Annotated in this window: 18 protein-coding genes; 6 read left to right on the plus strand and 12 right to left on the minus strand. The window is 66.9% G+C overall.

The genetic code is table 11. The features are described 5' to 3' along the window. Positions 1–44: 44 nt before the first annotated feature. Positions 45–1,766, minus strand: coding sequence for an ATP-dependent RNA helicase RhlB (rhlB, locus tag AC5P6E_RS02975; protein WP_010481045.1), 1,722 nt, complete (start codon positions 1,764–1,766; stop codon positions 45–47). Between the two features lie 510 nt (positions 1,767–2,276). On the opposite strand from rhlB, the gene trxA reads away from it, so the two are divergent. The 3 genes from trxA to AC5P6E_RS02990 all read left to right on the plus strand — a co-directional run bounded on the left by trxA (position 2,277) and on the right by AC5P6E_RS02990 (position 6,360). After that, the gene (gene trxA, locus AC5P6E_RS02980; RefSeq protein WP_019336721.1) at positions 2,277–2,606 is read left to right on the plus strand and encodes a thioredoxin; all 330 of its coding nucleotides are present in this window, start codon (positions 2,277–2,279) and stop codon (positions 2,604–2,606) included. A gap of 229 nt (positions 2,607–2,835) precedes the next feature. After that, on the plus strand, positions 2,836–4,578 hold the full coding sequence (rho, locus tag AC5P6E_RS02985; RefSeq protein WP_029379723.1) for a transcription termination factor Rho: 1,743 nt from the start codon (positions 2,836–2,838) through the stop codon (positions 4,576–4,578). Between the two features lie 207 nt (positions 4,579–4,785). Next, positions 4,786–6,360, plus strand: a complete 1,575-nt coding sequence (locus tag AC5P6E_RS02990) for a sensor domain-containing diguanylate cyclase (RefSeq protein WP_227199674.1) — start codon at positions 4,786–4,788, stop codon at positions 6,358–6,360. Positions 6,361–6,394: 34 nt separating this feature from the next. Here the strand turns inward: AC5P6E_RS02990 and AC5P6E_RS02995 are convergent, their stop codons facing one another. The 11 genes from AC5P6E_RS02995 to AC5P6E_RS03045 all read right to left on the minus strand — a co-directional run bounded on the left by AC5P6E_RS02995 (position 6,395) and on the right by AC5P6E_RS03045 (position 18,681). Beyond that, positions 6,395–7,285, minus strand: coding sequence for an energy transducer TonB (locus tag AC5P6E_RS02995; protein WP_495230684.1), 891 nt, complete (start codon positions 7,283–7,285; stop codon positions 6,395–6,397). A 61-nt stretch (positions 7,286–7,346) separates the two neighbouring features. Continuing rightward, a complete protein-coding gene (gene aceK / locus AC5P6E_RS03000) occupies positions 7,347–9,077 on the minus strand; it encodes a bifunctional isocitrate dehydrogenase kinase/phosphatase (protein ID WP_395136223.1) in 1,731 nt (576 codons plus the stop codon). Between the two features lie 165 nt (positions 9,078–9,242). After that, on the minus strand, positions 9,243–9,602 hold the full coding sequence (locus tag AC5P6E_RS03005) for a hypothetical protein (RefSeq protein WP_043397376.1): 360 nt from the start codon (positions 9,600–9,602) through the stop codon (positions 9,243–9,245). A 53-nt stretch (positions 9,603–9,655) separates the two neighbouring features. Continuing rightward, entirely contained in the window at positions 9,656–10,072 is a 417-nt protein-coding gene (locus tag AC5P6E_RS03010; RefSeq protein WP_057502417.1) for a roadblock/LC7 domain-containing protein, read from the minus strand. Further along, positions 10,065–10,613 (minus strand): GTP-binding protein, encoded by a 549-nt coding sequence (locus tag AC5P6E_RS03015; RefSeq protein WP_010481027.1) that lies wholly within the window; start codon positions 10,611–10,613, stop codon positions 10,065–10,067. The genes AC5P6E_RS03010 and AC5P6E_RS03015 overlap by 8 nt, the downstream gene beginning before the upstream one ends. After that, complete coding sequence (locus tag AC5P6E_RS03020; RefSeq protein WP_159360643.1) at positions 10,606–11,571, minus strand: hypothetical protein; 966 nt, start codon at positions 11,569–11,571, stop codon at positions 10,606–10,608. Before AC5P6E_RS03020 ends, AC5P6E_RS03015 begins: the two co-directional genes overlap by 8 nt. A 278-nt stretch (positions 11,572–11,849) precedes the next feature. Next, positions 11,850–14,072 carry an NADP-dependent isocitrate dehydrogenase gene (locus AC5P6E_RS03025; RefSeq protein WP_241873587.1) on the minus strand — a complete coding sequence of 741 codons (2,223 nt, stop codon included), beginning with the start codon at positions 14,070–14,072 and terminating at the stop codon, positions 11,850–11,852. An 894-nt stretch (positions 14,073–14,966) separates the two neighbouring features. Further along, the gene (locus tag AC5P6E_RS03030) at positions 14,967–15,479 is read right to left on the minus strand and encodes a hypothetical protein (protein WP_019336714.1); all 513 of its coding nucleotides are present in this window, start codon (positions 15,477–15,479) and stop codon (positions 14,967–14,969) included. A 42-nt stretch (positions 15,480–15,521) separates the two neighbouring features. Next, positions 15,522–15,815 carry a LysM peptidoglycan-binding domain-containing protein gene (locus AC5P6E_RS03035; protein ID WP_005419771.1) on the minus strand — a complete coding sequence of 98 codons (294 nt, stop codon included), beginning with the start codon at positions 15,813–15,815 and terminating at the stop codon, positions 15,522–15,524. Positions 15,816–16,027: 212 nt separating this feature from the next. Continuing rightward, positions 16,028–16,846 (minus strand): NADPH-dependent 7-cyano-7-deazaguanine reductase QueF, encoded by an 819-nt coding sequence (queF, locus tag AC5P6E_RS03040; protein ID WP_010481022.1) that lies wholly within the window; start codon positions 16,844–16,846, stop codon positions 16,028–16,030. 515 nt (positions 16,847–17,361) lie between these two features. Next, a complete protein-coding gene (locus AC5P6E_RS03045; RefSeq protein WP_495230685.1) occupies positions 17,362–18,681 on the minus strand; it encodes a M20 family metallopeptidase in 1,320 nt (439 codons plus the stop codon). Positions 18,682–18,869: 188 nt separating this feature from the next. Between AC5P6E_RS03045 and AC5P6E_RS03050 the strand changes: the two genes are divergently transcribed. The 3 genes from AC5P6E_RS03050 to AC5P6E_RS03060 all read left to right on the plus strand — a co-directional run bounded on the left by AC5P6E_RS03050 (position 18,870) and on the right by AC5P6E_RS03060 (position 26,572). After that, positions 18,870–20,111: an efflux RND transporter periplasmic adaptor subunit gene (locus AC5P6E_RS03050; protein ID WP_010481017.1), complete on the plus strand. Its 1,242-nt coding sequence runs from the start codon at positions 18,870–18,872 to the stop codon at positions 20,109–20,111. A 73-nt stretch (positions 20,112–20,184) separates the two neighbouring features. Continuing rightward, a complete protein-coding gene (locus AC5P6E_RS03055; RefSeq protein WP_043397347.1) occupies positions 20,185–23,418 on the plus strand; it encodes an efflux RND transporter permease subunit in 3,234 nt (1,077 codons plus the stop codon). Positions 23,419–23,449: 31 nt separating this feature from the next. Then, positions 23,450–26,572 carry an efflux RND transporter permease subunit gene (locus AC5P6E_RS03060; RefSeq protein WP_217014404.1) on the plus strand — a complete coding sequence of 1,041 codons (3,123 nt, stop codon included), beginning with the start codon at positions 23,450–23,452 and terminating at the stop codon, positions 26,570–26,572. The last annotated feature ends 21 nt before the right edge of the window (positions 26,573–26,593 follow it).

Below are 26,593 nucleotides of genomic sequence, written 5' to 3' on the forward strand. Positions count from 1 at the left end.
GCTCGGCTCAGTGCGGACCAAGGTCCGCACCCACCACCGGCGGCTTAGTTGCCCGACAGCATCCGGCGGATCTTGCGGCCAATGCGGGTCAGGAACGAATCACCGGTATCAGCGGCGGTACGCACCGGCTTGGCCACCACCTGCACCGGGGTGACCGGGCTGGCGCCATTGCCGGCAGCGCTCTGCACGCCCTCGGCACCTTCGACCGGACGGCCGTGGCGACGACGACGGCGCTTGCGCGGCTTGTGCTCGCCGTCCACCGCACCTTCCGGTGCGCCTTCGGCGCGCGGCGGGCGCGGCGGACGCGGGGCCTGGGCAACGGCGCCTTCGGCACCGGCGGCCGGGGCGGCAGCGCCCTGTTCGCCCTCCACGCGCGGCTTGCGCGGGCCACGCGAACGGCGCTCGCCGCTGCGCTCACCGTCGCGACCACCACGGCCACCACCGCCTGAACGGCCGCCACTACGGCCACCGCCCCGACGCTCTTCCTCGGCGGCGCGGGCTTCGCGCGCTTCGCGGAAGATCTGGCCGACGCTTTCGTTGTCCTCGCCTTCCTCGCCTGCTGCGGGGGCCGGGCGTTCCGGGCGCGGCAGCGGGGTCAACAGTTCCTTGGTCACCGGCTCGGACGGAATCTTCTGCTCGATATAGGCCTCGATGTCCGGCAGGCCCATTGCATAGCGCTCACAGGCGAAGCTGATCGCGTCTCCCTCTTCACCCAGGCGCGCGGTACGACCGATGCGGTGCACGTAGTCTTCGGCATCGAACGGCAGGTCGTAGTTGTAGACGTACTTGATGCCGTCGATGTGCAGGCCGCGCGCAGCCACGTCGGTGGCCACCAGGATTTCCAGCTGGCCCTTCTGGAAGCGGTTGAGCAGGCTCTCACGCTTCTTCTGCGGCACGTCGCCGGACAGCACGCCCACGCGGTAGCCGGCCTTTTCCAGCGAACGCGCCACACGCTCGACGAACACCTTGGTGTTGACGAAGACCATGGTGCGCGCGCCTTCGCTGCGCGACAGCAGGCCCAGCAGCAGTGGGATCTTCTCGTCGTCGGCCGGGAAGTAGATGCGCTGGCGCACGCGCGCGGCGGTGATGGTCTCGGCTTCGACCACCAGCTTCTGCGGCTCGTTCATGTGCTCGTAGGCCAGCTCCAGCACGCGATGGCTGAGGGTGGCACTGAACAGCAGGGTCTGGCGGGTGGTGCGCTCGGGCATGCGGCGCAGCAGGAAGCGGATGTCCTTGATGAAGCCCAGGTCGAACATGCGGTCGGCTTCGTCCAGCACGCAGATCTCGCAGGCGTGCAGCGACACCACCTTGTGCTGTTTCACGTAGTCGATCAGGCGGCCCGGGGTGGCGATGATCACGTCCACGCCCTGCTGCAGCAGTTCGCGCTGCTTGTCGTAATCCACGCCGCCGTAGACCAGCGCGAAACGCAGGCCCAGATCGGAACCGAACTTGACCGCATCCTTGTGGATCTGGATGGCCAGTTCGCGGGTCGGGGCGAGGATCAGCGCGCGCGGATCTTCCGGCTTGCGGTCGGCCAGGGCCGGACGCGTCAGCAGGCGGTTCACGACAGCGACCAGGAAGGCCAGGGTCTTGCCGGTGCCGGTCTGAGCCTGGCCGGCAACATCACCACCGGGCAGCGCGACGGGCAGGGTCAGCGCCTGGATCGGGGTGCAACGGGTGAATCCGGCTCCTTCAAGACCGGCCTGCAGGGCCGGGTGCAGCTCGAAGGAGGAAAAGGTCAAATCGGTCAGCGGTTTGTCGCTCATGAGTCCGTCTTGGTATGGCCGCCGGCCCGTGGGGCGGCTGGCACTTCAGCGTCTAGGGGCACCGTCGCAAACTGCGGCCCCTGCGGCGGGTTGGCAGGCTGGGACCACCCGGTCCGTGCGCCGCACAATGCCCCAGTTTAACGCACTCGGGCCAGCAAACCGGAATGACCTGTCTCATAAAGTCAAGAGACGGCGCCCTTCACCCAGCCACACCGGACTTGAACGGCCCTGCCAGGCCCGCTGGTGTCGCCCACTGCCAGCCCCATGTACAGGAAGACAGTGAAATCCGACACATACCAGGCATCGAAGCGATCACGATACGCTGGGTTCCAGCCGGCGCCTGTCCCTGCCCTGCGATAGGGGTACACTGCCGGCCGTGAGCGTCCAGGCATCCCGCCGAACGCACCGCGGCAGTGCGCCGCGAGGCAACGACGAGGGTCGCGCCACCGGGCATGGCCCAGTTCACCCACCTCCGGCATGGCCGGGTGCAATCCAAGACGAGAAACCAAGATGAGCGACAAGGTTGTACATGTCGGCGACGCCGACTTTGATAGTGCAGTGCTGAATTCCAAGGAACCGGTGCTGGTCGATTTCTGGGCCGAGTGGTGTGGCCCGTGCAAGATGATCGCCCCGGCGCTGGACGAGCTGGCCGATGCCTACCAGGGCCGCGTCAAGATCGCCAAGGTCAACGTCGACCACAACCGTGCGCTGGCCGCCAAGTACCACGTGCGTTCGATTCCGTACCTGGTCGTGTTCAAGGACGGCGAGAAGGTTGGCGAGCAGATCGGTGCGGTGGGCAAGGCCCAGCTGGCCGGCCTGCTGGACAAGGCCCTGGCCTGATTCCTGCTGTTCTCCGGCAGCCGCCGACCGCGGCTGCCGGCGGGCGCCACGCGCCCATGATGAATGCTGTTCCCGGCAGCCCTTGCACGGCGCCGCAGGCCGATGATAGTGTCGGCATATCCGGCCGCGTTCGCGTGCCGCACCCTCTGGACGCAGTTTCCTCCAGACCCATTCCCAACGTTCGCCGCCCCAGCCGGGCGCTCGCACCTTCAAGCGAGGAATAACGCTCTTGTCCGATAACACTTCCGAAACCGGCAGCGCCGATGCGCCCGCCGAAAAGCGCGTGCGCAAGCCCCGCGTGAGCAAGGCCGCCGCCCCGGCAGCCGCCGAAACCAGCGCCGCTCCGGCGCAGCCGACCCTGCCGCTGGCCGCCGCGCCCGAGGCACCGGCTGCTGCCCCCGCACCGAGCGCGCCCGCCGCCGAGGCCCCTGCCAGCAGTGGCGGCGGCGAAGGCGGTGAGGGTCGCGAATCCGGCCAGCCGCGCCAGCAGAACCACCAGGGGGGCGGCCAGAACCAGGGCCAGAACCCGTACAACCAGAACGGCCAGCAGGGCCAGGGGCAAGGCCAGGGCAACCGCCGCGACCGCTTCCGCAACCGCCGCGACCGTGACCGCAACAACCGCTTCCGCGACGATGGCCTGCCCAACGACGGCGGCGAGCAGCAGCCGTTCGTGCCGCGCCCGCACGCCAACGTGCCCGAGGGCTTCCCGGTCTACTCGCTGAGCGACCTCAAGCGCATGCCGGCACAGAAGCTGCTGGAAATCGCCGAGCAGCTGCAGATCTCCGAAGGCGTGGCCCGCGCCCGCAAGCAGGATGTGATCTTCGCCCTGCTGAAGGTGCTGACCCGCCACGGTGACGGCGTCGCCGCCGACGGCGTGCTGGAAATCCTGCCGGACGGCTTCGGCTTCCTGCGCGCGGCCGAAGCCAGCTACCTGGCCGGCCCGGACGACACCTACATCTCGCCCAGCCAGATCCGCCGCTTCAACCTGCGCACCGGCGACCACATCTCCGGCCGCATCCGCTTCCCGAAGGACGGCGAGCGCTACTTCGCGCTGAACATCGTCGACACCATCAACGGTGAGCCGATCGAAGCGTCGAAGAACAAGGTGCTGTTCGAGAACCTGACCGCCCTGTTCCCGCGCCGCCGCTTCACCCTGGAGCGTGGCAACGGTTCGTCGGAAGACATCACCGGCCGCATCCTCGACCTGATGGCCCCGCAGGGCAAGGGCCAGCGCTCGCTCATCGTGTCGCAGCCGAAGGCCGGCAAGACCATGATGATGCAGCAGGTCGCTACTGCCATCACCACCAACCACCCGGACGTGCACCTGATCGTGCTGCTGATCGACGAGCGTCCGGAAGAAGTGACCGAAATGCAGCGCACCGTGCGCGGCGAGGTCATCAGCTCGACCTTCGACGAGCCGGCCGCGCGCCACGTGCAGGTGGCCGAAATGGTCATCGAGCGCGCCAAGCGCCTGGTCGAGCACAAGAAGGACGTGGTGATCCTGCTCGACTCGATCACCCGCCTGGCCCGTGCCTACAACAACGTGGTGCCGAGCTCGGGCAAGGTGCTGACCGGTGGCGTGGACGCCAACGCCCTGCACCGCCCGAAGCGCTTCTTCGGTGCCGCGCGTAACGTGGAAGAAGGCGGCAGCCTGACCATCATCGCCACCGCGCTGGTCGACACCGGCTCGAAGATGGACGAGGTGATCTACGAAGAGTTCAAGGGCACCGGCAACAGCGAAGTGCACCTGAGCCGCCGTATCGCTGAAAAGCGCGTGTTCCCGGCCATCGACATCAACCGTTCGGGCACCCGCCGCGAAGACCTGCTGATCGAGCCGGAACTGCTGCAGAAGATCTGGATCCTGCGCAAGCTGCTGCATCCGATGGATGAAATGGCCGCGATGGAGTTCCTGCTCGACAAGATGAAGAACACCAAGTCCAACGACGAGTTCTTCGGTTCGATGAAGCGCTGATCCACGGCGCTGCATCGGAAGAAACCTGCCGCTCGCTGCGGCAGGTTTTTTTTTGCCTGCAGGGCGACGCACTTCACTTCGCCGCCGCCCACTTTTGGCGATAATCCGCCGGCCCCTGCCCGGCCCTGACGGCCTGGCCACCGATTCCCGCTGTCGCCCCTTCCGGAGAACCGGTCGGGTCCAGCCTCCTGCCGGATCCGTCGACGCATGCGAACGCTGTCTCCCCGCCTCAACCTGGGCAAGCTGATCCTCGCCCTGGCCCTGCTCAGTGCCATCATCGCCCTGGCCAACACCCTGCTGGCCAGCTACCGGGTGCAGCGCGACCAGCTGGTCGGCAACACCCTGGAAGCCAACCGCGTCTATGCCACCAAGCTGGCCGAGACCACCCAGAACTTCCTGCTGGCTGCGCAGCAGCAGCTGGCCTATGCCGCGACCCGCCTGGGCGAGCACGACCTCGATCCGAAGCAGGCCCAGGATGAAGCCAGCCGCCTGCAACTACAGTCCAGCAGCTTCAACTCCTCGCTGGTGGTGGACGCCGACGGCCTGGTGATCGCCACCTCGCCGCAGACCCTGCAGCTGCAGGGTGAGGTGCTGCACAGTGTCGGCAACAACGCGGCGCTGGCGGCGCGCCAGCCGATGATCAGCGATCCCTACCAGTCGGCCACGGGCAAGCTGCTGGTGTCGCTGTCGCACCCGATCTTCGACCGCCAGGGTCGCTATCGCGGCTATGTAAGCGGCACCCTCTACCTGCGCCAGCGCAGCGCACTGCACACGCTGCTGGGCAAGCACTACTACCGCGACGGTTCCTACCTGTACGTGGTGGACCGCAATGGCCGCCTGCTGTACCACGCCGATGGCAAGCGGGTGGGTGACTACGTGGTCGGCAACCCGGCGGTGAAGGCCGTGGTGCGCGGGGAGCGTGGCGCACAGCAGGTACGCAACAACCGTGGTGTGTCGATGCTGGCCGGCTATGCGCCGGTGGCGGCCACTGGCTGGGGCATCATTGCCCAGCGCCCGACCGAGGCCACCCTGCAGCCGCTGTCACGGTTGATGACCGCAGTGATCTGGAATGCGATTCCGCTCGGCCTGCTGTCGCTGCTGGTCACCTGGTGGTTCGCGCGCCGCATTTCGATGCCGCTGTGGCAGCTGGCGCGCAATGTGCAGGGCGGCGAGGACACCGGCAATGCGATCAACCATGTCAGCGGCATCCGCGCCTGGTACTTCGAGGTCGCCCAGCTCAAGCAGGCCGTGCTGCACAGCTTCAATGCCCTGCAGGATCGTATCGGCACGCTCAACCGTGCCAGCCGCACCGACCCGCTGACCGGCCTGCTCAACCGCCGCGGGCTGCAGCAGGCGCTGGACGCGCTGCAGGTGCAGGGCATTCCGTTTGCGATCCTGGCGCTGGACATCGATCGCTTCAAGTCGATCAACGACAGTTACGGGCATGACGTCGGCGACAACGCCATCGTCCACATCGCCGACCAGATGCGCCGCTACTCGCGCGACAGCGACTTCCTCTGCCGCGCTGGTGGCGAGGAATTCCTGCTGCTGCTGCCGGGCATCAGTACTGAATCGGCCCGTCAGGCCGGTGAACGCCTGCGCCAGCACATCGCCGACCATCCGTTCGAACCGGTCGGCACCATCACCGTATCGCTGGGCGTGGCCCACTTCCCCAGCTTCCATGTCGACGCCGAGCAGGCCTTGCGGCTGGCCGACAAGGCGCTGTACATGGCCAAGGAACAGGGCCGCAACCGGGTGGTGGTCTACCCGTACGCCGACTGACGCGGAGCCGGGCTGCCCGGCTCCGCAGCGGGTCTCAGCTCTGTTGCAGCGGGGTCAGCAGGCGCAGCCCGCGCTTGGCGGCGTCCACCATGTAGACGCCGCCTTCCGGCAGCAGATCGCTGCCGGCCTGCTCGACCGGGTCGGCCTCGTGCCACGGCACGCTCTGCCGCGGCCCCGGAATGAAAGCGCGCCAGCGACCATAGCGTTCCGCCTCTGCATTGGGATCATGGTTCAGGGCGAAGTTCACCGGGATGCGAACCGTCCAGCTGTCCCGGGTGCTGTCCTCGCCGGTGGTCGGTGGCTTGAAGGTCCAGGTGCGGGCGGTGCTGACGCTGGCTCTGGCCAGGATGTCGCGCATCTTGGCCAGGGTCCGCTCGGACGCGACCACAGCCATGTTCACCTGCTCGGCGGCCACGTCGGCCACTGTTCCGTCACGCGCCACCTTGACCAGCAGCAGCACCTCACCCTGGCCACCGTTGCGGTAGGCCGCCTCCGGGTAGCGCGGCGGTGTCATGTGCAGCGGGGTCACCGAACCAGTAGCCTTCGGATCGTACTCGCTGAAGTCGACACTGGTCATGCTGATTTCATAACCGCCGTCGGCCGCAGCCTTGCCGCGCAGGCGAACGCGCAAAGGGGCCCGCGTGGCCACCGCCTGGCCATCACGCAGCGTGGGCTCGAAGCGCCAGCCACCGATGGTGCCTTCGACGAAGGAGGCGATGCTAGGGGCGACCATGGCTTTCTGGTCCAGCACCAGCGAACTGACCGCGCCCTCCGGCGTGACCTCGATATGACCGGACAGCACCATGCTCATTTCCGCAGTCGCACGTACAGCGCGTGCGGTCTGCGCAGTGGCGTCACCTGCAAGCAGGGGGGCGCCGGCACCGACGGCCAGCGCGAGGGCGAGAAGCAGTGGAGAACGCATCATTGCCGGATCCTTGGTGATGAACAGCGAGCGTACCTCAGTCCCAATACCCATGACAGCCGGCTCAGGCCAGCCGGTGTGCACCCGCATAGGGCGGCGTATCCGGATAGTCCCCTCGTGCGAAGCGTTCCTGCAGGCCCTGCCACCAGCCCGGGTCGAACAGGTGCCGGTAGTGCTCGCGCACGGCTGCCAGCTCCGTAGCCGGCAGGCCCATGAACGGACCGAAGCGCTCGGGAAACACATCGCGCGGGCCAACATGGAACCAGGGCTCGTCGGCCATGGCCTCCTCCGGCGTACGCGGCTGCGGCCACGCACGGAACACGCAGTCGCTGACCAGGCACAGCTCATCATAGTCGTAGAACACGGCCCGGCCGTGCCGTGATACACCGAAGTTCTTCGGCAGCATGTCACCGGGGAAGATGTTGTTGCGCGCCATGTCGGTAATCGCCTGCGCGTAGTCGAGCACCGCTGCACGTACCGCCTCCCCGCCCTGCTCGCGCAGGTACAGGTTCAATGGACGGAAACGGCGCTGCACGTAGCACAGTGCGATCTCCACCTCATCGCCATCAACGCGTACGCTCTGCGCGCACTGCTGCAGCAGTTCGTCCAGCAGGGCCGGCGCGAAACGCGCGCGCGGAAAGCGCAGGTGACGATAGGGCTGCGCATCGAGCAGGCGGCCGACACGATCGAGATTGAACACCAGCGCGTACTTCTCTTCCACCTGCTGCCGCGACATCGCCTTGGGCCACGCGAAACGGTCGCGGATCAGCTTGAACACCAGCGGATAGCTGGGCAGGGTGAACACCGCCATGACCATGCCCGGCGTGCCTTCGGCATGCACCAGCCGCTCCTGCGGGTGCTCGTTGAAGTGGCGGAAGAACGTGCGGTAGCGCTCGGTCTTGCCCTGCTTGGCACGTCCCAGCACCGTGTAGATCTCATCGATGGGCTTGCCCGGCAGCAGGCTGCGCAGGAACACCACGGCATCGCCCACCGTACCCAGATCGGCCTGGAAGTAGCTGCGCGACACGCCAAACAGATGGGCAACATCACGGCGCCGGGTCAGCACCGCATCGGCACGCAGGCCGCGCGCGTCGTTGACCAGCGCAATCACGCAGGGCGAGAAGCGGTGCTCGCCGAACACGCGGCCGACCAGGTAGGCGCGGCGCTCGCGGTAGAACACGGTGTCGAGTAGTTCGATGCTGCGTACCGGCGTGTCACCCCAGTGGGCCAGATCATCCTGCAGGCGCACGGCGATGGCCGCCGCGCAGCGCAGCTGGTGCGCGTACGGAATGTCGAAACGATAGTCGGCCAACACGCGTTGCAGGGCCTCCACCGGCCGCGTCGGCGAGACGGCATAGGTATGCCGCGCGACGGGATGGGTGATCGCATCGGACGGCTCGACGTCGAAAGCAATGAATTCCAGCGCCGGGTCCACGCCGCGGGTAGCGAACAGGCGCCGCGACAGCGTGTTGTAGAAGGTCTTGTACAGCTCGGCGTCGATCAGGCCCTGCAACAGCGCGCTGTAGCCAGCGTGCACCTGCAGCCACAGCGCGCGCTCGCCGATCGCGTCACCGGCGAGGCGGCGCAACGCATCCATCTGCTCGGCGATGCACAGGTCGTAGAGGGCGATGCGCTCAACCGCATCCTGTCGCGCACCGGCCCAGTCGCGCTGCTCGAAGCGCTGCCGCGCCCGCGCGGTGATCGCCGCGAAGCGGGCATGGTACTGCTCGAAACCATCGCGGATGGCACCGGCGATACGCGGCGCCAGCTCGGTAGCGATGTCAGGCTTGGACATGCATGGCTCACCCGGGAAGACCGGCTTTACCATACGCTGGCGTGGGGTTGCTTGTGTAGAGCCGAGCCCATGCTCGGCTGATCCAGGCAGAAGCAGCCGAGCATGGCTCGGCTCTACAGTTGCAAAGAGCAGTCGGGCGGGCTCGACTCTACCGAAGCCAATGGCTCAGATCGCCAGTTCGGACTCCACGTCCTGCACCTTGCGCCGGGCCAGCGCCAGGTTGGACTTGGTACGGTCCAGCACGATGTAGAAGAACAAGCCCTTCTTCTTCGCCACCGGGCGCATGATGTGGTACGCCTTGCCCAGCGAGATCAGAATGTCCTCGATGCTGTCGTTGAGGTTCAGCGACGCGGCGGTCTTCATCTTGGCGCGGATCACTTCGGTGTTGCCGGCGGCGGCCACTTCCATGTCCATGCCGGCACCGGCCTCGCCCAGCAGCATGCCGCTTTCGTAGTCGACCAGCGCCACTGCCTGCGCGCCGTCGATGCCCATCAGTGCGTTCAACGATTCATTCAATCCAGCCACGTCGCACCCCTTGTCGATGTTGGTTCGAGCCCCTCGTTCCCCTGCGGCCGGGCTCACGATCCGCCGAGTTCGGCCAGGATCGCCTGGCCACATTCCCTGCTCTGCCACAGCACCTGGCCGATCACGCTGCGCTGGTCGCAGGCCGCCATCAGCAGCAGCGGTGCACGTCCCTCGGCCTGGATCGCCAGCATCAGCACCTTGCCGCCGGCCGCCTCCAGCATCAGCGTCTGCAGATCCCCCAGCAGCAGTTCGCGCCCGACCGCCGCGGCCAGCGCCAGCATCGCGCTGGTCATTGCCGCCAGCCGTTCGCCGCGCCCTTCGGCACCAGCGCTGACCAGGGCAAAGCCATCGACACTGGCCAGCACTACCGTGCGCACGCCTTCCACCCGCTGCTGCAGGTCCTGCAGCAGCGGCTGCAGGCGCGCACGCTGGCCGGCATCGGGCAGCACCGCCATCTGCCCGTCAGCCATGCGCGGCCACCAGTGCGTGCGCTTCCATTTCGCTCATCAGTACATCCATCAGCAGCAATCCCTGTTCGCGGTCGCGGGCATCCACCGCCAGCAAAGGCAGCGGTTGATCATCCAGGCTGGCGCGTGCAGCCCAGTCGTCCAGCGCAGCGTGCGGCGCCTGGTCGAGATGGGTGACCGCCACCACCAGCGCCAATGACGCTGCGAACGGCTGCAGCACCTGCAGGTAGTCCTCCAGCTCGCCGGCCAACCCGGCACGGCGCGCGTCCAGCAGCAGCACCGCGCCACGTGCTCCCTGCAGCAGGATCGGCCACAGGAAATCGAAGCGCTGCTGGCCGGGCGTTCCATAGAGACGCAGGCGCTCGCCGTTGGGCAGGTCGATGTCTGCGTAGTCCAGCGCGACGGTGGTGGAGGCCTTGTCGGCGCCGAGGCGATCACTGTTGGCCACATCGGTGTCGATCACCGCACCGGCCGCGATGCTGCGCACGAGTGTCGACTTGCCGCTGCCCATGCCACCGAGCACGACCACCTTGTGCTCACGCATTGCGCTCGCTCCCGCGCAGGTGCCGCCACAGGCGGGCAAGCAGGCCGTGGTCGGTGCCATTGCCGCGTAGCGCCGTCATCGGTGCCGCCGGGGCGCTCTGCAACTGCGCGTAACCGCAGAGATAGGCGGCATGGATGAAATCGCGCACCGCGGCAGCCGGCAACTCGAGCAGCATCGCGCATTCTTCAACCGTGCACGCGCGCTTGAGCAGCAGCGAACACAGGCGGAAGCCATCGTGGTCGTGACCCAGCACGCGGAAATCCGGCCAGCGCAGCAGCTTCACCGAGGCGCCACGCAGGCGTTCGTCCAGTGCCTGCCAGTGGCGACTGCGTTGCGCCCATTGCCATAGCAGCGGCCGCAGCGGCTGGCGCGGCCGCTCACCGGCCAGGGCCTGCAGGCGAGCCGGCGTGAGCGCATCCAGCTGCAGGCGTTCGAAGGCATCGGCCAAACGCTCCACCAGCGCGCTCGCCGGCTCCTGCAGCAGCACGGCCTGATCATGCTCAAGGTCCATCAGCAGGACGGGGTCACCCGCGTCACTCAGCAGTGCCTGCCCCTGGCGCAGGGGCAGCCGCTCGCGCAGCAGGCGGGTGATGGCGTGTGCACCATCGGCAAGACGGATCGGTGCGGGTGCGTGCATGGCCAGGGGCTCCACTGCCAACTGCATCCCGCGCAGGGCGCGGCCGATGGCACCGTCATCAAGTATATCCTGATGGCCATCGCCGTCGCGCAGCTGGCCCCCCAGATCCTCGATCCAGCACTGCAGTCGCGGGCGTTGCTGGCGCATGCGCAGGGCCGCGTTGCGCAGCGCCGGTGTATCGCGGATGACCAGCAGATCGCAATCGTCCAGATCCTGGCTGCGGCGGATCTGGCCGTCCGGCAGCGCCGATGCCACGCGCAGCCGCTGCAGCAGGGCCTGCTCGCCCTGGATGTCGGTTCCCACTACCAGCACGCGTGCCATCCGTGTTCCCCGTGCGGCCACCTCCCCGGTGGCCTCGCGTCGCCAAGGCTAGGACATCGCCAGCGGCAGCCGTCGTGATCGACTGCTCAGATCGGAAGCGGTTGCAGACGGTGTCCGATCGGTTCTGCGACAGCCATCGCGGGCAAGTTTCATGCCGCTTTGACGGCATTCCGACAGCCAACGGATGTCACGGTTCTGGACGCGGGTCGAATGGGGCCGCCCAAAAAGAAACCCGCGCCGAAGCGCGGGTTCCGGGGTCACGACCGAACGGCGACGGATCAGCCGCGCAGCTGCTCCAGCGCGGCGTTGAAGGTCGCGCTCGGGCGCATCGCCTTGCTGGCCTTGGCCACGTCCGGGCGGTAGTAGCCGCCGATGTCCACGGCCTTGCCCTGCACCGCGATCAGCTCTTCAACGATTTTCTGCTCGTTGTCGGTCAGTGCCTTGGCCAGCGGAGCGAAGCGCGCCTTCAGTGCAGCATCTTCGTCCTGCGCGGCCAGGGCCTGGGCCCAGTACAGCGCGATGTAGAAGTGGCTGCCACGGTTGTCGATGCCACCCAGCTTGCGCGACGGCGACTTGTCGTTGTCCAGGAACTGGCCGTTGGCTTCGTCCAGGGCCTTGGCCAGCACACGGGCGGCAGCGTTGTCGTAGCGGTTGCCCAGGTGTTCCAGCGAGGCGGCCAGGGCCAGGAACTCACCCAGCGAATCCCAGCGCAGGTAGTCCTCTTCGACGAACTGCTGCACGTGCTTCGGCGCCGAACCACCGGCACCGGTCTCGAACAGGCCACCACCGGCCATCAGCGGCACGATCGACAGCATCTTGGCGCTGGTGCCCAGCTCCATGATCGGGAACAGGTCGGTGAGGTAGTCGCGCAGCACGTTGCCGGTCACCGAGATGGTGTCCTCGCCCTTGCGGATGCGGTCCAGCGAGAACGCGGTGGCTTCCACCGGCGGCAGGATGCGGATGTCCAGGCCGTTGGTGTCGTGGTCCTTCAGATACTGCTCGACCTTGGCGATGACCTGCGCGTCGTGGGCGCGGGCGGCATCCAGCCAGAACACGGCCGGGGTGCTGCTCAGGCGGGCGCGCTCGACGGCCAGCTTGACCCAGTCCTGGATCGGCGCGTCCTTGGTCTGGCACATGCGCCAGATGTCACCGGCTTCCACAGCGTGCTCGAACACCACGGTGCCAGCGTCGTCGGTGACCTTGACCACGCCATCGGCGGCGATCTGGAAGGTCTTGTCGTGCGAGCCGTACTCTTCGGCTTTCTGCGCCATCAGGCCGACGTTCGGCACCGAGCCCATGGTGGCCGGGTCGAAGGCCCCGTGCGCCTTGCAGTCGTCGATGACGGCCTGGTACACGCCGGCATAGCAGCGGTCCGGAATGACGGCCTTGGTGTCCTGCAACTTGCCTTCGGCGTTCCACATCTTGCCGGAGTCGCGGATCATCGCCGGCATCGAGGCGTCGACGATGACGTCGCTCGGCACGTGCAGGTTGGTGATGCCCTTGTCCGAGTTGACCATGGCCACGCCCGGGCGCTGCGCGTACTCGGCAGCCAGGTCGGCTTCGATCGCAGCACGGGTGGCTTCCGGCAGAGAAGGCAGGCGCGCAGCCAGGTCACCGATGCCGTTGTTGGCATCGAAACCGGCCTGCTTCAGCACGTCGGCATGCTTGGCCAGCACGTCCTTGTAGAACTCGTTGACCGCCACGCCGAACATGATCGGGTCGGAGACCTTCATCATGGTCGCCTTCAGGTGCAGCGAGAACAGCACGCCCTGGGCCTTGGCATCGGCGATCTGCTCAGCGATGAACGCGGCCAGCGCCTTGCGGCTCATCACCGCAGCATCAACGATCTCGCCGGCCTTGACCGCGGTCTTTTCCTTCAGCACGACGGTGCTGCCGTCCTTGCCGTGGAAGGTGATCTTCAGCGCACCGGCGTTGGCCAGGGTGGCCGACTTCTCGCTGCCGTAGAAATCACCGGCGGCCATGTGCGCGACGTGCGACTTCGAATCCGACGCCCAGGCGCCCATGCGGTGCGGGTGCTTTCGCGCGTAGTTCTTCACAGACAGCGGTGCGCGGCGGTCGGAGTTGCCTTCGCGCAGCACCGGATTCACCGCACTGCCCTTGACCTTGTCGTAGCGCGCCTTGTAGTCGCGCTGCTGGTCGTCGGCCGGGGTTTCCGGGTAATCCGGCAGCGGGTAACCCTGGTCCTGCAGTTCCTTGATGGCCGCCTTCAGCTGCGGCACCGAGGCGGAGATGTTCGGCAGCTTGATGATGTTGGCGTCCGGGGTGGTCGCCAGCTGGCCCAGCTCGGCCAGGTCGTCGCTGACCTTCTGCGCGTCACTGAGCAGTTCCGGGAACTGCGACAGGATGCGGCCGGACAGCGAGATGTCACGGGTTTCCACCACGATGCCTGCGGTGGCGGTGTAGGCGCCGACGATCGGCAGCAGCGACTGGGTGGCCAGGAACGGGGCTTCGTCGGTCAGCGTGTAGAGGATCTTGGACATGGGGGACTTGGACTCTGTAGCAATGCTCAGGGGAAGGCCGGCGCCAGCGCCGGGCCACGTGCAACCGTGTCGCTTTCCCCCGTCGCCGTCAGGGTGGGCGCGCGGCGGGGAAACCCCTGCATTGTCGCGTTTTCAGCCGCGCGGGGCAAAGCCGCGCCATACGCACTGGTACTGGACGGCTGTGTTTCGTCGTTGGCTCGCTTCCGGTCTGGAAGCTGAGGCTTGATGGCTAATTCGACTTCCCGCTCGTGGAGGCACGCATGACCCACTCCGACAATCGCTGCCCCCACTCGGCACGCCTCGGACAGGTCAACGTCTGTGCGCGCCTGCTTTGCTGGAAGTTGCAGACACGGAATCCCCCAACGACGGCGGCCAGGCTGGCGAGTTCATCAGCCGTCGCTGCAGAACCTCGGATGTGCAGCGAACCGGCGCCAGATGATCCGGGTCGAACGTAGACGTCGTACCGGGTGGAAGGTCCTTCCGCCCTTGCATACCCCGACACGACATATCCGCCATCCGTGAAGCGCAGATCCGGCGTGCTTCCTGGCACAGGCTTTTCGGGGGCATCGCCTTCGTAGATCAAGGCGACTTCCCTACCATCACGCCTGATGCGGTGCAGACCAAAGTCAACAGGTGCCTCGTAGGTCACGGACATGCCTGTCGGCACGCGCAGACAGGCGCCGTATAGGAAGTGGTCGCAACTGTAGCTCCAGAGATTCGCAGGTCCCATTGCGAGTGTGAGCGCAATCCAGCTGAGCATCCTGTCCCCCGACCTGTCCGTGTTCCGTTCAGCGTATCCCGCTAGCCCCCCAAAGCGGCCATCGCCCAATAAAAAAGGACGCAGCCTCGCGGCTGCGTCCATCGTGAGCCCTGCCGGGAGAGAGTCGGCAGGACTTACTTGACCTCGAACTCCTGCGGCGTTCCGGCCGCCTTGCCATCGACGGTGACCTCGGCGCGGTACTTGCCGGCCGGCCAGCCCTTTGCATTCTTGAACGTGACGTTGGTGGTTTCCGCACCGCTGGTGTTCAGGGTGGCGTTCTGTTCGCCGGCCACCTGGCCGTCCTGGTAGGTCAGCTTCGCGCCAACGGTGACGTTGTTGGCGGCACCGTCGGTCTTGACCGAAACGATGATGTCGTCCTTCGGTGCGAACAACGCCGTGGTCGCAACCGACTTGTCGGCGGCTGCGGTCTTGCCGACGGTGACCGCCGAGACGCTCACTGCAGCAGCTTCGGCCATCGGCGGCGGCGCGCCGGTCATCGGTGCGGGTGCTGCCGGTTCGGCCGGAGCGGTCGCTGCCGGAGCGGCATTGTTGTCGGTCGACTCTTCTTTCTTCTTGCAACCGACCAAGGCGACGCTGCCCAGCAGGGCGGCGATCAGGGCGGTCTGGAGCGGGGTGGTCTTGATCATTCGGGGTTCCTCCCAGGGATTGTCGGACGACGTTCGGCCGGCTTACTTCGGCGGCAATTTCAGGGTCTGGCCCGGGAAGATCTTGTCCGGGTCATCAAGCACATCGCGGTTGGCTTCGAAGATCTTCTTCCAGGCATTGGCGTCGCCCAGATGCTGCTTGGCGATCTTCGACAGCGAGTCACCCTTCTGCACGGTATAGGTGCCGCCGCTGACAACGTCTGCGGTGCTGTCCACCGAGGCGCTGACGCCGGAGAAGTCCGCCTTCGGCACCTGCTCGGCGGTACTGTCGACGCTGCCACTGACGCCGGAGAAATCGGCTTTCTTCTCGGTACTCATCCACAACTCCCGTCTGCATGACTACGTGGTTCGCACGGTGCCATGGAGGTTGTTAAATGGGGATGGTGCAGATGTGAAGCCGCCCCCGGGGGCGGCTGAACAATCGGGAGAGAAGGTGTCCGGTCGTGCCGGCCGCTGGCCGGCTTGCCCTGGACACCGGTTCCACGTGGTTGCCGACCAGCGGCCGGCACGACCGGTAACCGCCTGCTGGGTTACTGCCGCAGTTCGCGGTAGGTCGCAGCCGGGGCGGCGATGCCGGGACTGGCGCGCCAGGGATTGATGTCCAGGCCACCACGGCGGGTATAGCGGGCCTCCACTTCCAGCCACTGCGGCTGGCAGCGCGAAGTCACCTCGCTGAAGATCCGCTCAACGCACTGCTCGTGGAACTCGGCGTGCTCGCGGTAGCTGACCAGATAGCGCAGCAGGCCGGCACGGTCGATCTTCGGCCCGCGGTAACGCAGGCTGACCGTGGCCCAGTCCGGCTGGCCGGTGACCGGGCAGTTGGACTTCAGCAGCGACGAGACCAGGGTCTCTTCCACCACCTCGCCCGCATCGGCGGCAAGGAAGTCCGCCTGCGGCGGACCGTAGCAGTCGATCTCCACGTCCAGCCCGTCGATGGATTCACCGAGCGGCGTCTCACGCAGGCCCGGCAGGCCGAACTCGACCTGGACCGGCGCACCGGCGCAGGCCGACAGGTCGGCCACCAGGCGCTCGCGCAGTGCCTCGGCGCTGTCGATGCGGGTGCTGTTGAGGGAGTTGAGGTACAGCTTGAACGACTTCGATTCGATCAACCGCGGCGAAGTGCATGGCACCTGCACGGTGGCGACGGCGACTTGCGGCTTGCCACGCGGGTCGAGCCAGCTCAGCTCGAAGGCGTGCCAGCGGTCGTGGCCGACGAACGGCAGCGCGGCATCGTCGAGGCCGATCTCGGCGCGGGCGCCGCTGCGCGGGATGGGAAACAGCAGGCCGGGATCGTACTGCGACGGGTAACTGACCTCGCGACCGAGGCTGGAATCCTGTGGGGTGTTCATGGGGGTCATTGTATCGCGCGGAGGGCGGGCCTTCGGGCGGGCCGGCCAACGGCGGAGCCCCTCCGTGGTGGTTCAGGGCAGGATCTCGGGGTCGGCCGGGGGGGTGGGGTGGCTGGGGGCCGCTGCAAGTACGTCCATGTAAGCTCGGTCGCCCCCAGCCAACCCACCCTCCCGGCCACGGACAGTTTCCTGCGCCACCACGGGAAGGATCAGAAAAATCAAAATCAAAAGCCGATCCTTCAGACGTTCATGACGTCCGCCGTGTCGACCAAGGTCGACACCTACCAAAGCAGGATGTCGTTCCGACAGCCGCGGGAAACTGTCGAAGGCGGGGTGGGTCCGGTGGCAGGGGCGTGAGCGCCATGGATGGCGCGACCGAGGCTACAGGGACGTACTTGCGCCGTCCCCTGCCACCGGACCCACCCCGCCATCCCACGGATAGCCAGCTTTTGCCGTTGCTCCGGCTGTTGCCGTTGCCTCGGCGGGTGCAGGGCTGCAAGCCCTGCCGGTAACCCTCACCCCGCCGGGGTGCCGGCACCGTGCAGGTAATCCAGGCTCACCTGCAGCAACGCGCGCAATCCCACATCCAGCGCCTTCTCATCCAGCAGGAACTTCGGCGAATGATTGGCCGGTGCCGTCGCCGGGTCGATGCCCACGCTGGTGGAACCCACGAAGAAGAACATGCCCGGCACTTCCTTCGCGTACAGCGAGAAATCCTCCGCACCCATCTGCAGCGGCGGCTCGTACACGTTGTCCTTGCCCACCACCGCCTGCAGGCTCGGCAGCATCTTCGCGGTCAGTGCCGGGTCGTTCACCGTGGCCGGGTTGCCATCGGCCTCGTAGATCTCGGTCACCGCCTTGGCGCCATGCGCGGCGGCGGTGTGCTCGGCCACGTTGCGCAGGTCGGCAAAGATCTGCTGGCGCATGCCTTCGTCGAAGGTGCGGATGGTGCCAACCATCTCCACTTCATCGGGAATGATGTTGTAGCGGATGCCGCCGTTGATCGCGCCGAAGGTCAGCACGGCAGGCTGCTTGGACAGGTTGGCGCGGCGGCTGACGATGGTCTGCGCGGTCCCCACCAGGTCGGCGGTGGCGACGATCGGATCAACCCCGTTCCACGGCGCCGAGCCGTGCGTCTGGCGGCCGATCACCTTGATGCCGAAACGGTCCGAGGCCGCCATCAGCGGGCCACCGCGCACCGCGATCTGTCCGGCCTGCACACTGGAGAACACGTGCAGGCCGAATACCGCCTCCGGCTTGAAGTCGGCGAACAGGCCTTCCTTCAGCATCAGTGCGGCACCGCCCTCTTCCGGCGGCGGTGCACCTTCCTCGGCCGGCTGGAAGATCAGCATCACCTGGCCCGGCAGGTCCTTCTTCATCGCGACCAATGCTTCGGCCACGCCCAGCAGGGTGGCGGTGTGCGCGTCATGGCCGCAGGCATGCATCACGCCCACGGTCTGCCCGCGGTACTGGTCGGTGGCCTTGGAGGCGAACGGCAGGCCGGTCTGTTCGGTCACCGGCAGCGCGTCCATGTCCGCGCGCAGGGCGATCTTCGGGCCGGGCTTGCCGCCTTCGATGATCGCCACCACGCCGTGGTGGGCGATGCCGGTCTTCGGCTTCAGGCCCATCGCACGCAGGCGCTTGGCGACCTCGGCCGAGGTTCGCACCTCGCGGTTGGACAGCTCCGGGTGCTGATGGAAGTCACGGCGCCATTCGACCACCTTGGCCTGCAGGCGCTGGGCGGCGGCGGTCACTTCGGGGCGTTGCCCGTCCTGGACATGGGCAAGGACCGGCAGGGCCAGCAGCAGGGCGGACAGCAGCAGCGAACGGCGCATCGCAATCTCCACGGCAAAGGGGGTTCCAGCTGAATGTAGGGCAACGCCGCCGCCACGGGAACCTCCGCGGCCAGATCCGGTCATAGCGCCCGTCCCATCCGTCATGCAGGAAACGTGATGTGGCGCAGGTATGCTTTGCGCATTGCCAACCGGGGCCGCGCCCCGTCCAGCCCTCTTGGAGTCCTTGAATGTCACGTGTTTGGAAGATCGTGCTGCTGGTCGTGGCGGTACTGGTGCTGGCCGTGGTCGGCCTGCGCGTGCTTGGCGGGGGCAAGGAAAAGGCCGGTGGCGCGGCAGCAGCTGCGCGCCAGGGCGGTGAAGACCCGGATGCCGGCCCGGTGCCGGTCACCGTGGTGGATGCGGCACGCCAGGACGTGCCGGTCTATGCCAGCGCGCTGGGCACGGTGACGGCAATGAACACCGTCACCGTCAGCCCGCAGGTGGGCGGACAGCTGATGAGCCTGAACTTCCGCGAAGGCCAGGAAGTGAAGAAGGGCGATGTGCTGGCGGTGATCGACCCGCGCACCGCCCAGGCCAGCTATGACCAGGCGGTGGCATCCAAGCGCCAGAACGAGGCGCTGCTGGCCACCGCGCGTTCCAACTACCAGCGCTCGAACGCGCCGGAGTATCGCCAGTTCGTCGCCAAGACCGATCTGGATACACAGCGAAACCAAGTGGCACAGTACGAAAGCGCAGTCGCGGCGAACGAGGCCAGCATGCGCTCGGCGCAGGTGCAGCTGCAGTACACCAAGGTCACCGCGCCGATCACCGGCATCGCCGGCATCCGTGCGGTCGACGCCGGCAACGTGGTCAACGCCGGCACCGCGCTGGTCACCCTGACCCAGATCCATCCGATCCACGTGCTGTTCAACCTGCCCGAGCGCCAGCTCGGCGACGTGCGCCAGGCACAGGCCGCCGGTGCGGTGCCGGTGGCAGCGCTGGACCGCGCCGATTCGCACGTGCTGTCCGGTGACGGCAAGCTGGACGTGGTCGACAACCTGATCAGTGCCGACAGCGGCACGTTCAAGGCACGCGCGATCTTCGACAATACCGACAACGGCCTGTGGCCGGGCCAGTTCGTCAACGTGCGCATGCAGCTGCGCACGATTGCCGGCGGCGTGGTCATTCCGACCCAGGCCGTACTGCGCGGGCCGGATGGCGAGTACGTCTATGTCGTGCAGGGCGACAACACGGTGAAGATGCAGACCGTGCGCAGCGGCGTGGAAGTGGGTGACAGCCAGGTGCAGATCGCCGAAGGCCTGAAGGGCGGCGAGCGCGTGGTCAGCGAAGGCCAGTTCCGCCTGAAGCCGGGCAGCAAGGTCACCGCGCTGAAGCCGGGCGAGACCCCGGTCGCACCGACCGAGGCCGAACTGAAGGCCGCCGAGCAGAAGAACGGCGGCGGTGGCCGTCGCGGTGGTGGCCCGCGCTGAGCGCAGGCTACTGACCTTCCCGCGCCGGCAAGCCTGCCGGCGCTGCCATTGAAGTGCCAGCAAGGATCAGTCCGTGGGCTTTTCGACGATCTTCATCCGCCGCCCCATCGCCACCTCGCTGTTGATGGCGGGCCTGTTGCTGCTGGGCATCCTCGGTTACCGCAAGCTGCCGGTGTCGGCGCTGCCGGAAATCGATGCGCCCAGCCTGGTGGTCACCACCCAGTACCCTGGCGCCAACGCCACCACCATGGCCTCGCTGGTCACCACGCCGCTGGAGCGCCAGTTCGGTCAGATCTCCGGGCTGGAGCTGATGACCTCCGACTCGTCGGCCGGGTTGTCCACGATCATCCTGCAGTTCTCGATGGACCGGAACATCGACATCGCCGCGCAGGACGTACAGGCGGCGATACGCCAGGCCACCCTGCCCTCGTCGCTGCCCTACCAGCCGGTCTACAACCGGGTGAACCCGGCCGACGCGGCCATCGTCACCCTCAAGCTGACCTCCGATACGCGGCCGCTGCGCGACGTCAACAACTACGCTGACTCGATCCTCGCCCAGCGCCTGTCGCAGGTACAGGGCGTGGGCCTGGTCTCGATCGCCGGCAACGTGCGTCCGGCCGTGCGCATCCAGGTCAATCCGGCGCAGCTGTCGAACATGGGCCTGACCCTGGAAGAGCTGCGCAGCGCGCTGACCCAGGCCAACGTCAATGCACCCAAGGGTTCACTGAACGGCAAGACCCAGTCCTACAGCATCGGTACCAACGACCAGCTCACCAGTGCCGCCGAGTACCGCGACACCATCATCAGCTACAAGAACGGCCGTCCGGTGCGTTTGTCCGACGTGGCCGAAGTGGTTGATGGCGTGGAGAACGACCAGCTGGCCGCCTGGGCCGATGGCAAGCCGGCGGTGCTGCTGGAAGTGCGGCGCCAGCCCGGCGCCAACATCGTGCAGACCGTCGAGCGCATCCGCGCGATCCTGCCGCAGCTGCAGGGCGTGCTGCCAGCCGACGTGCACCTGGAGATCTTCAACGACCGTACCGAGACCATCCGCGCCTCGGTGCATGAAGTGCAGTTCACCCTGATCCTCACCATCGGCCTGGTGGTGGCAGTGATCTTCGTGTTCCTGCGCCGGCTGTGGGCCACGATCATTCCCTCGGTGGCCGTGCCACTGTCATTGGCGGGCACTTTCGCGGTGATGGCCTTCACCGGCATGTCGCTGGACAACCTCTCGCTGATGGCGCTGGTGGTGGCCACCGGCTTCGTGGTCGACGATGCGATCGTGATGATCGAGAACATCGTGCGTTACATCGAGCAGGGCAAGAGTGGCAAGGAAGCGGCCGAGATCGGTGCGCGCCAGATCGGCTTCACTGTGCTGTCGCTGACCGTGTCGCTGGTGGCAGTGTTCCTGCCGCTGCTGCTGATGCCCGGCGTCACCGGCCGCCTGTTCCACGAATTCGCCTGGGTGCTGAGCATCGCGGTGGTGCTGTCGATGCTGATCTCGCTGACGCTCACCCCGATGATGTGCGCCTACCTGCTCAAGCCCGACGCCCTGCCCGAGGGCGAGGACGCGCATGAGCGTGCGGCGGCGGCCGGCACGCAGAACCTGTGGACGCGCACCGTCGGCCTGTACGAGCGCAGCCTGGACTGGGTGCTGGGCCACCAGCGCCTGACCCTGGCCGTGGCCGGCGGCGCACTGGTGCTGACCGTGCTGCTGTACGTGCTGATTCCCAAGGGCCTGCTGCCCGAACAGGACACCGGCCTGATCACCGGCGTGGTGCAGGCCGACCAGAATATCGCCTTCCCGCAGATGGAGCAGCGCACCAGGCAGGTCGCCGAAGCGCTGCGCCAGGATCCGGATGTGACCGGCGTGTCGGCCTTCATTGGCGCGGGCAGCATGAATCCCACGCTCAACCAGGGCCAGCTGTCGATCGTGCTGAAGGAACGCGGCGAGCGCGATGGCCTGGATGAGATCCTGCCGCGCCTGCAGAAGGCGGTGGCCGGTATTCCGGGCGTGGCGCTGTACCTGAAGCCGGTACAGGACGTAACCCTGGACACCCGCGTGGCCGCCACCGAGTACCAGTACTCGTTGTCGGACGTCGATCCGGCGACGGTGGCCACCCAGGCCACGCGCCTGACCGAAGCGCTGCGCAAGCGCCCGGAACTGGCTGACGTCGACAACAACCTGTCCAACCAGGGCCGCGCCCTCGAGCTGAACATCGACCGCGACAAGGCCAGCGTGCTGGGCGTGCCGATGCAGACCATCGACGACACGCTCTACGATGCGTTCGGCCAGCGCCAGATCTCGACCATCTTCACCGAACTCAACCAGTATCGGGTTGTGCTGGAAGTGGCGCCGGAGTTCCGCACCAGCACCGCGCTGATGGAACAGCTGGCCGTTGCCTCCAATGGTGCCGGTGCTCTGACCGGCACCAATGCCACCAGCTTCGGCCAGGTCACCTCGTCGAATTCATCGACGGCTACCGGCATCGGCGCGCAGAACACCGGCATCACCGTCGGCGCCGGCAGCATCATTCCGCTGTCGGCACTGGCCGAAGGCAAGGTCAGCAGTGCGCCGCTGGTGGTCAGCCACCAGCAGCAGCTGCCGGCGGTGACGGTCTCGTTCAACGTGGCGCCGGGCTATTCGCTGTCCGACGCCGTGCGTGCGATCCAGGAGACCAAGGACAGCCTGGACATGCCGGCACACCTGCATGCCGAATTCATCGGCAAGGCCGCCGAATTCACCGGCAGCCAGACCGATGTGGTGTGGCTGCTGCTGGCCTCGCTGGTGGTGATCTACATCGTGCTGGGTGTGCTCTACGAGAGCTACATCCACCCGATCACGATCATCTCCACGCTGCCGCCGGCCGGTGTCGGCGCGCTGCTGGCGCTGATGCTGTGCGGGCTGAGCCTGTCGGTGGATGGCATCGTCGGCATCGTGCTGCTGATCGGCATCGTCAAGAAGAACGGCATCATGATGGTGGACTTCGCCATCGAGGCCCGCCGCGCCGGTGCCAACGCACACGAAGCGATCCGCCGCGCCTGCCTGCTGCGCTTCCGCCCGATCATGATGACGACGGCTGCGGCCATGCTCGGCGCGCTGCCGCTGGCGCTGGGCACCGGCATCGGCTCGGAACTGCGCCGCCCGCTCGGCATCGCCATCGTCGGCGGCCTGCTGTTGTCGCAGCTGGTCACGCTGTACACCACGCCGGTGATCTACCTGTACATGGAGCGATTCTCCGAATGGCTGGCCCGCCGCCGCGAACAGCGCGCGCTGCGCAACGGTTCGCTGCAGGAGCCGCAGGCATGATCCACGCCCCGCTGCTGCGAGGGGCCGCACGATGAACCTGTCCGGCCCCTTCATCCGCCGCCCGATCGGCACCGCGCTGCTGGCCATCGGCCTGTTCATGGTCGGACTGATCTGCTACCTGCGGCTGGGCGTATCGGCGCTGCCGAACATCGAGATCCCGGTGATCTTCGTGCACGCCAGCCAGTCCGGCGCCGATGCGGCGACCATGGCCTCCACGGTCACCGCGCCACTGGAACGCCACCTCGGCCAGCTGCCGGGCATCGACCGCATGCGCTCGTCGAGTTCGGAAGGCAGCTCGCTGGTGTTCATGATCTTCCAGAGCGGCCACAACATCGATTCGGCCGCGCTGGACGTGCAGACCGCGATCAACTCGGCGCAGGCCGACCTGCCTTCGGGCATGGGCTCGCCGATGTACCAGAAGGCGAACCCGAACGACGACCCGGTCATCGCCATCGCGCTGACCTCGCAGACGCAGTCGGCCGATGAGCTGTACAACGTCGCCGACTCGCTGCTGGCGCAGCGCATCCGCCAGATCAGCGGCGTTGCCTCGGTCGACATCGCCGGTGCCTCGACGCCGGCGGTACGCGTGGACGTCAACCTGCGCCTGATGAACGCCCTCGGCCTGACTGCCGATGATCTGCGCAACGCCGTACGCGCAGCCAATGTCACCTCGCCCACCGGCTTCCTCAGCGATGGCAATACCACCACCGCGATCATCGCCAACGATTCGGTCGCGCGTGCGGCCGACTTCGCCGACCTGGTGGTCAAGACCCAGGGTGACGGCCGGGTGATCCGCCTGAAGGACATCGCCAACGTCTACGACGGCCAGCAGGATGCCTACCAGGCCGCGTGGTTCGACCACAAGCCGGCGGTGGTGATGTACGTGTTCACCCGTGCCGGCGCCAACATCGTGGAGACCGTGGACCGGGTCAAGGCGCAGATTCCGACCCTGCGCGACTACCTGCAGCCCGGCACCACGATGACGCCGTACTTCGACCGTACGCCGACCATCCGCTCGTCGCTGCATGAGGTGCAGATCACCCTGCTGATCAGCCTGGCGATGGTGGTGCTGACCATGGCGCTGTTCCTGCGCCGGCTGGCGCCGACGCTGATCGCCGCCGTAACCGTGCCGCTGTCGCTGGCCGGTGCCGCGCTGGTGATGTACGTGATGGGCTTCACCCTGAACAACCTGAGCCTGCTGGCGCTGGTGATCGCGATCGGCTTCGTGGTCGACGATGCGATCGTGGTGATCGAGAACATCATGCGTCACCTCGACGAAGGCATGCCGCGGATGCAGGCGGCACTGACCGGGGCGCGCGAGATCGGCTTCACCATCGTCTCGATCACCGCCTCGCTGGTGGCCGTGTTCATCCCGCTGCTGTTCGCCAGCGGCATGATGGGCGCGTTCTTCCGCGAGTTCACCGTCACCCTGGTGGCAGCGATCGTGGTCTCGATGATCGTCTCGCTGACGCTGACCCCGGCGCTGTGCAGCCGCTTCCTCAGCGCCCACGACCACACGGCGCCGCCGTCACGCTTCGGCCGCTGGCTGGATGCCGGCCACGAGCGCATGCTGCGCATCTACACCGTGTTCCTGGACTTCTCGCTGCGCCACGCGCTGCTGCTGTCGCTGACACCGCTGCTGCTGATCGGTGCAACCATCTTCCTGTTCGGTGCAGTGAAGAAGGGCGCGTTCCCGCCGCAGGACACCGGCCTGATCTGGGGCCGCGCCAACTCCAGCGCTACGGTCTCCTTCGAGGACATGGTCAGCCGCCAGCGCCGCATCACCGACATGCTGATGGCCGACCCGGCGGTGAAGACAGTGGGCGTGCGCCTGGGCAGCGGCCGCCAGGGCTCCAGCGCACAGTTCAACGTCGAGCTGAAGTCGCGCAAGGAAGGCCGCCGCGAAACCACCGCGCATGCCCTGGCGCGACTGAGTGCGAAGGCCGACCGCTACCCCGACCTGCAGCTGCGCCTGCGCGCGATCCAGGATCTGCCCAGCAACGATGGCGGTGGCTCCAGCCAAGGCGCGCAGTACCGCATCTCGCTGCAGGGCAATGACCTGGCGTCACTGCAGGAATGGCTGCCCAAGCTGCAGGCGGAGCTGAAGAAGAACCCGAAGCTGCGCGACGTCGGCACCGACGTGGACAATGCCGGCCTGCGCCAGAACATCGAGATCGACCGTGCCAAGGCAGCCCGCCTGGGTGTTTCGGTCGGCGCCATCGACGGCGCCCTGTACGGCGCGTTCGGCCAGCGCCAGATCTCGACCATCTATTCAGACATCAACCAGTACAGCGTGGTGGTCAACGCCCTGCCCTCGCAGACCGCTACGCCGGCGGCACTGGACGAGGTGCATGTGCGTGCGCGCAACGGCGACATGGTGCCGCTCACTGCGGTGGCCAAGCAGGTGCCGGGGCTGGCGCCTTCGCAGATCACCCATGAGAACCAGTACACGACGATGGACCTCAGCTACAACCTGGCGCCGAACGTGAGCATGGGCGAAGCCAAGGCGATCATCGACGCCACCGTGGCCGGCATGCGCATGCCCGGCGACATCCGCCTGGCCGATGATGCGGGGTTCGGGTTCAACTCCGATCCCAGCGACATGCTGATCCTGGTGTTTGCCGCGATCCTGACCGTGTACCTGGTGCTGGGCATGCTCTACGAGAGCCTGATCCATCCGGTCACCATCCTGTCCACGCTGCCGGCGGCGGGCGTGGGTGCGCTGCTGGCGTTGTTCGGCACCAACACCGAACTGTCGGTGATCTCGATGATCGCGCTGGTGCTGTTGATCGGCATCGTCAAGAAGAATGCGATCATGATGATCGACTTCGCGCTGGTGGCGCAGCGCGAGCATGGACTGGCACCGCGCGAGGCGGCACGCGAGGCCAGCATCGTACGCTTCCGTCCGATCATGATGACCACGATGGTGGCGATCCTGGCGGCGGTTCCGCTGGCGATCGGCCTGGGCGAAGGGTCCGAGCTGCGTCGTCCGCTGGGTATCGCGATGATCGGCGGCCTGCTTTTCTCGCAGAGCCTGACCCTGCTCAGCACCCCGGCGCTGTACGTGATCTTCTCCTGCCTGGCCGAGCGCTGGCGGGCACGTCGCGCACGCAGGCGCGAAGCGAAGCTGCTCAAGCGCGCGCAGCGGGCGTAGAAGGGCCCATCCGCGCATGGC

The sequence above is a fragment of the Stenotrophomonas sp. YJH_SMC_16 genome (assembly GCF_059367875.1).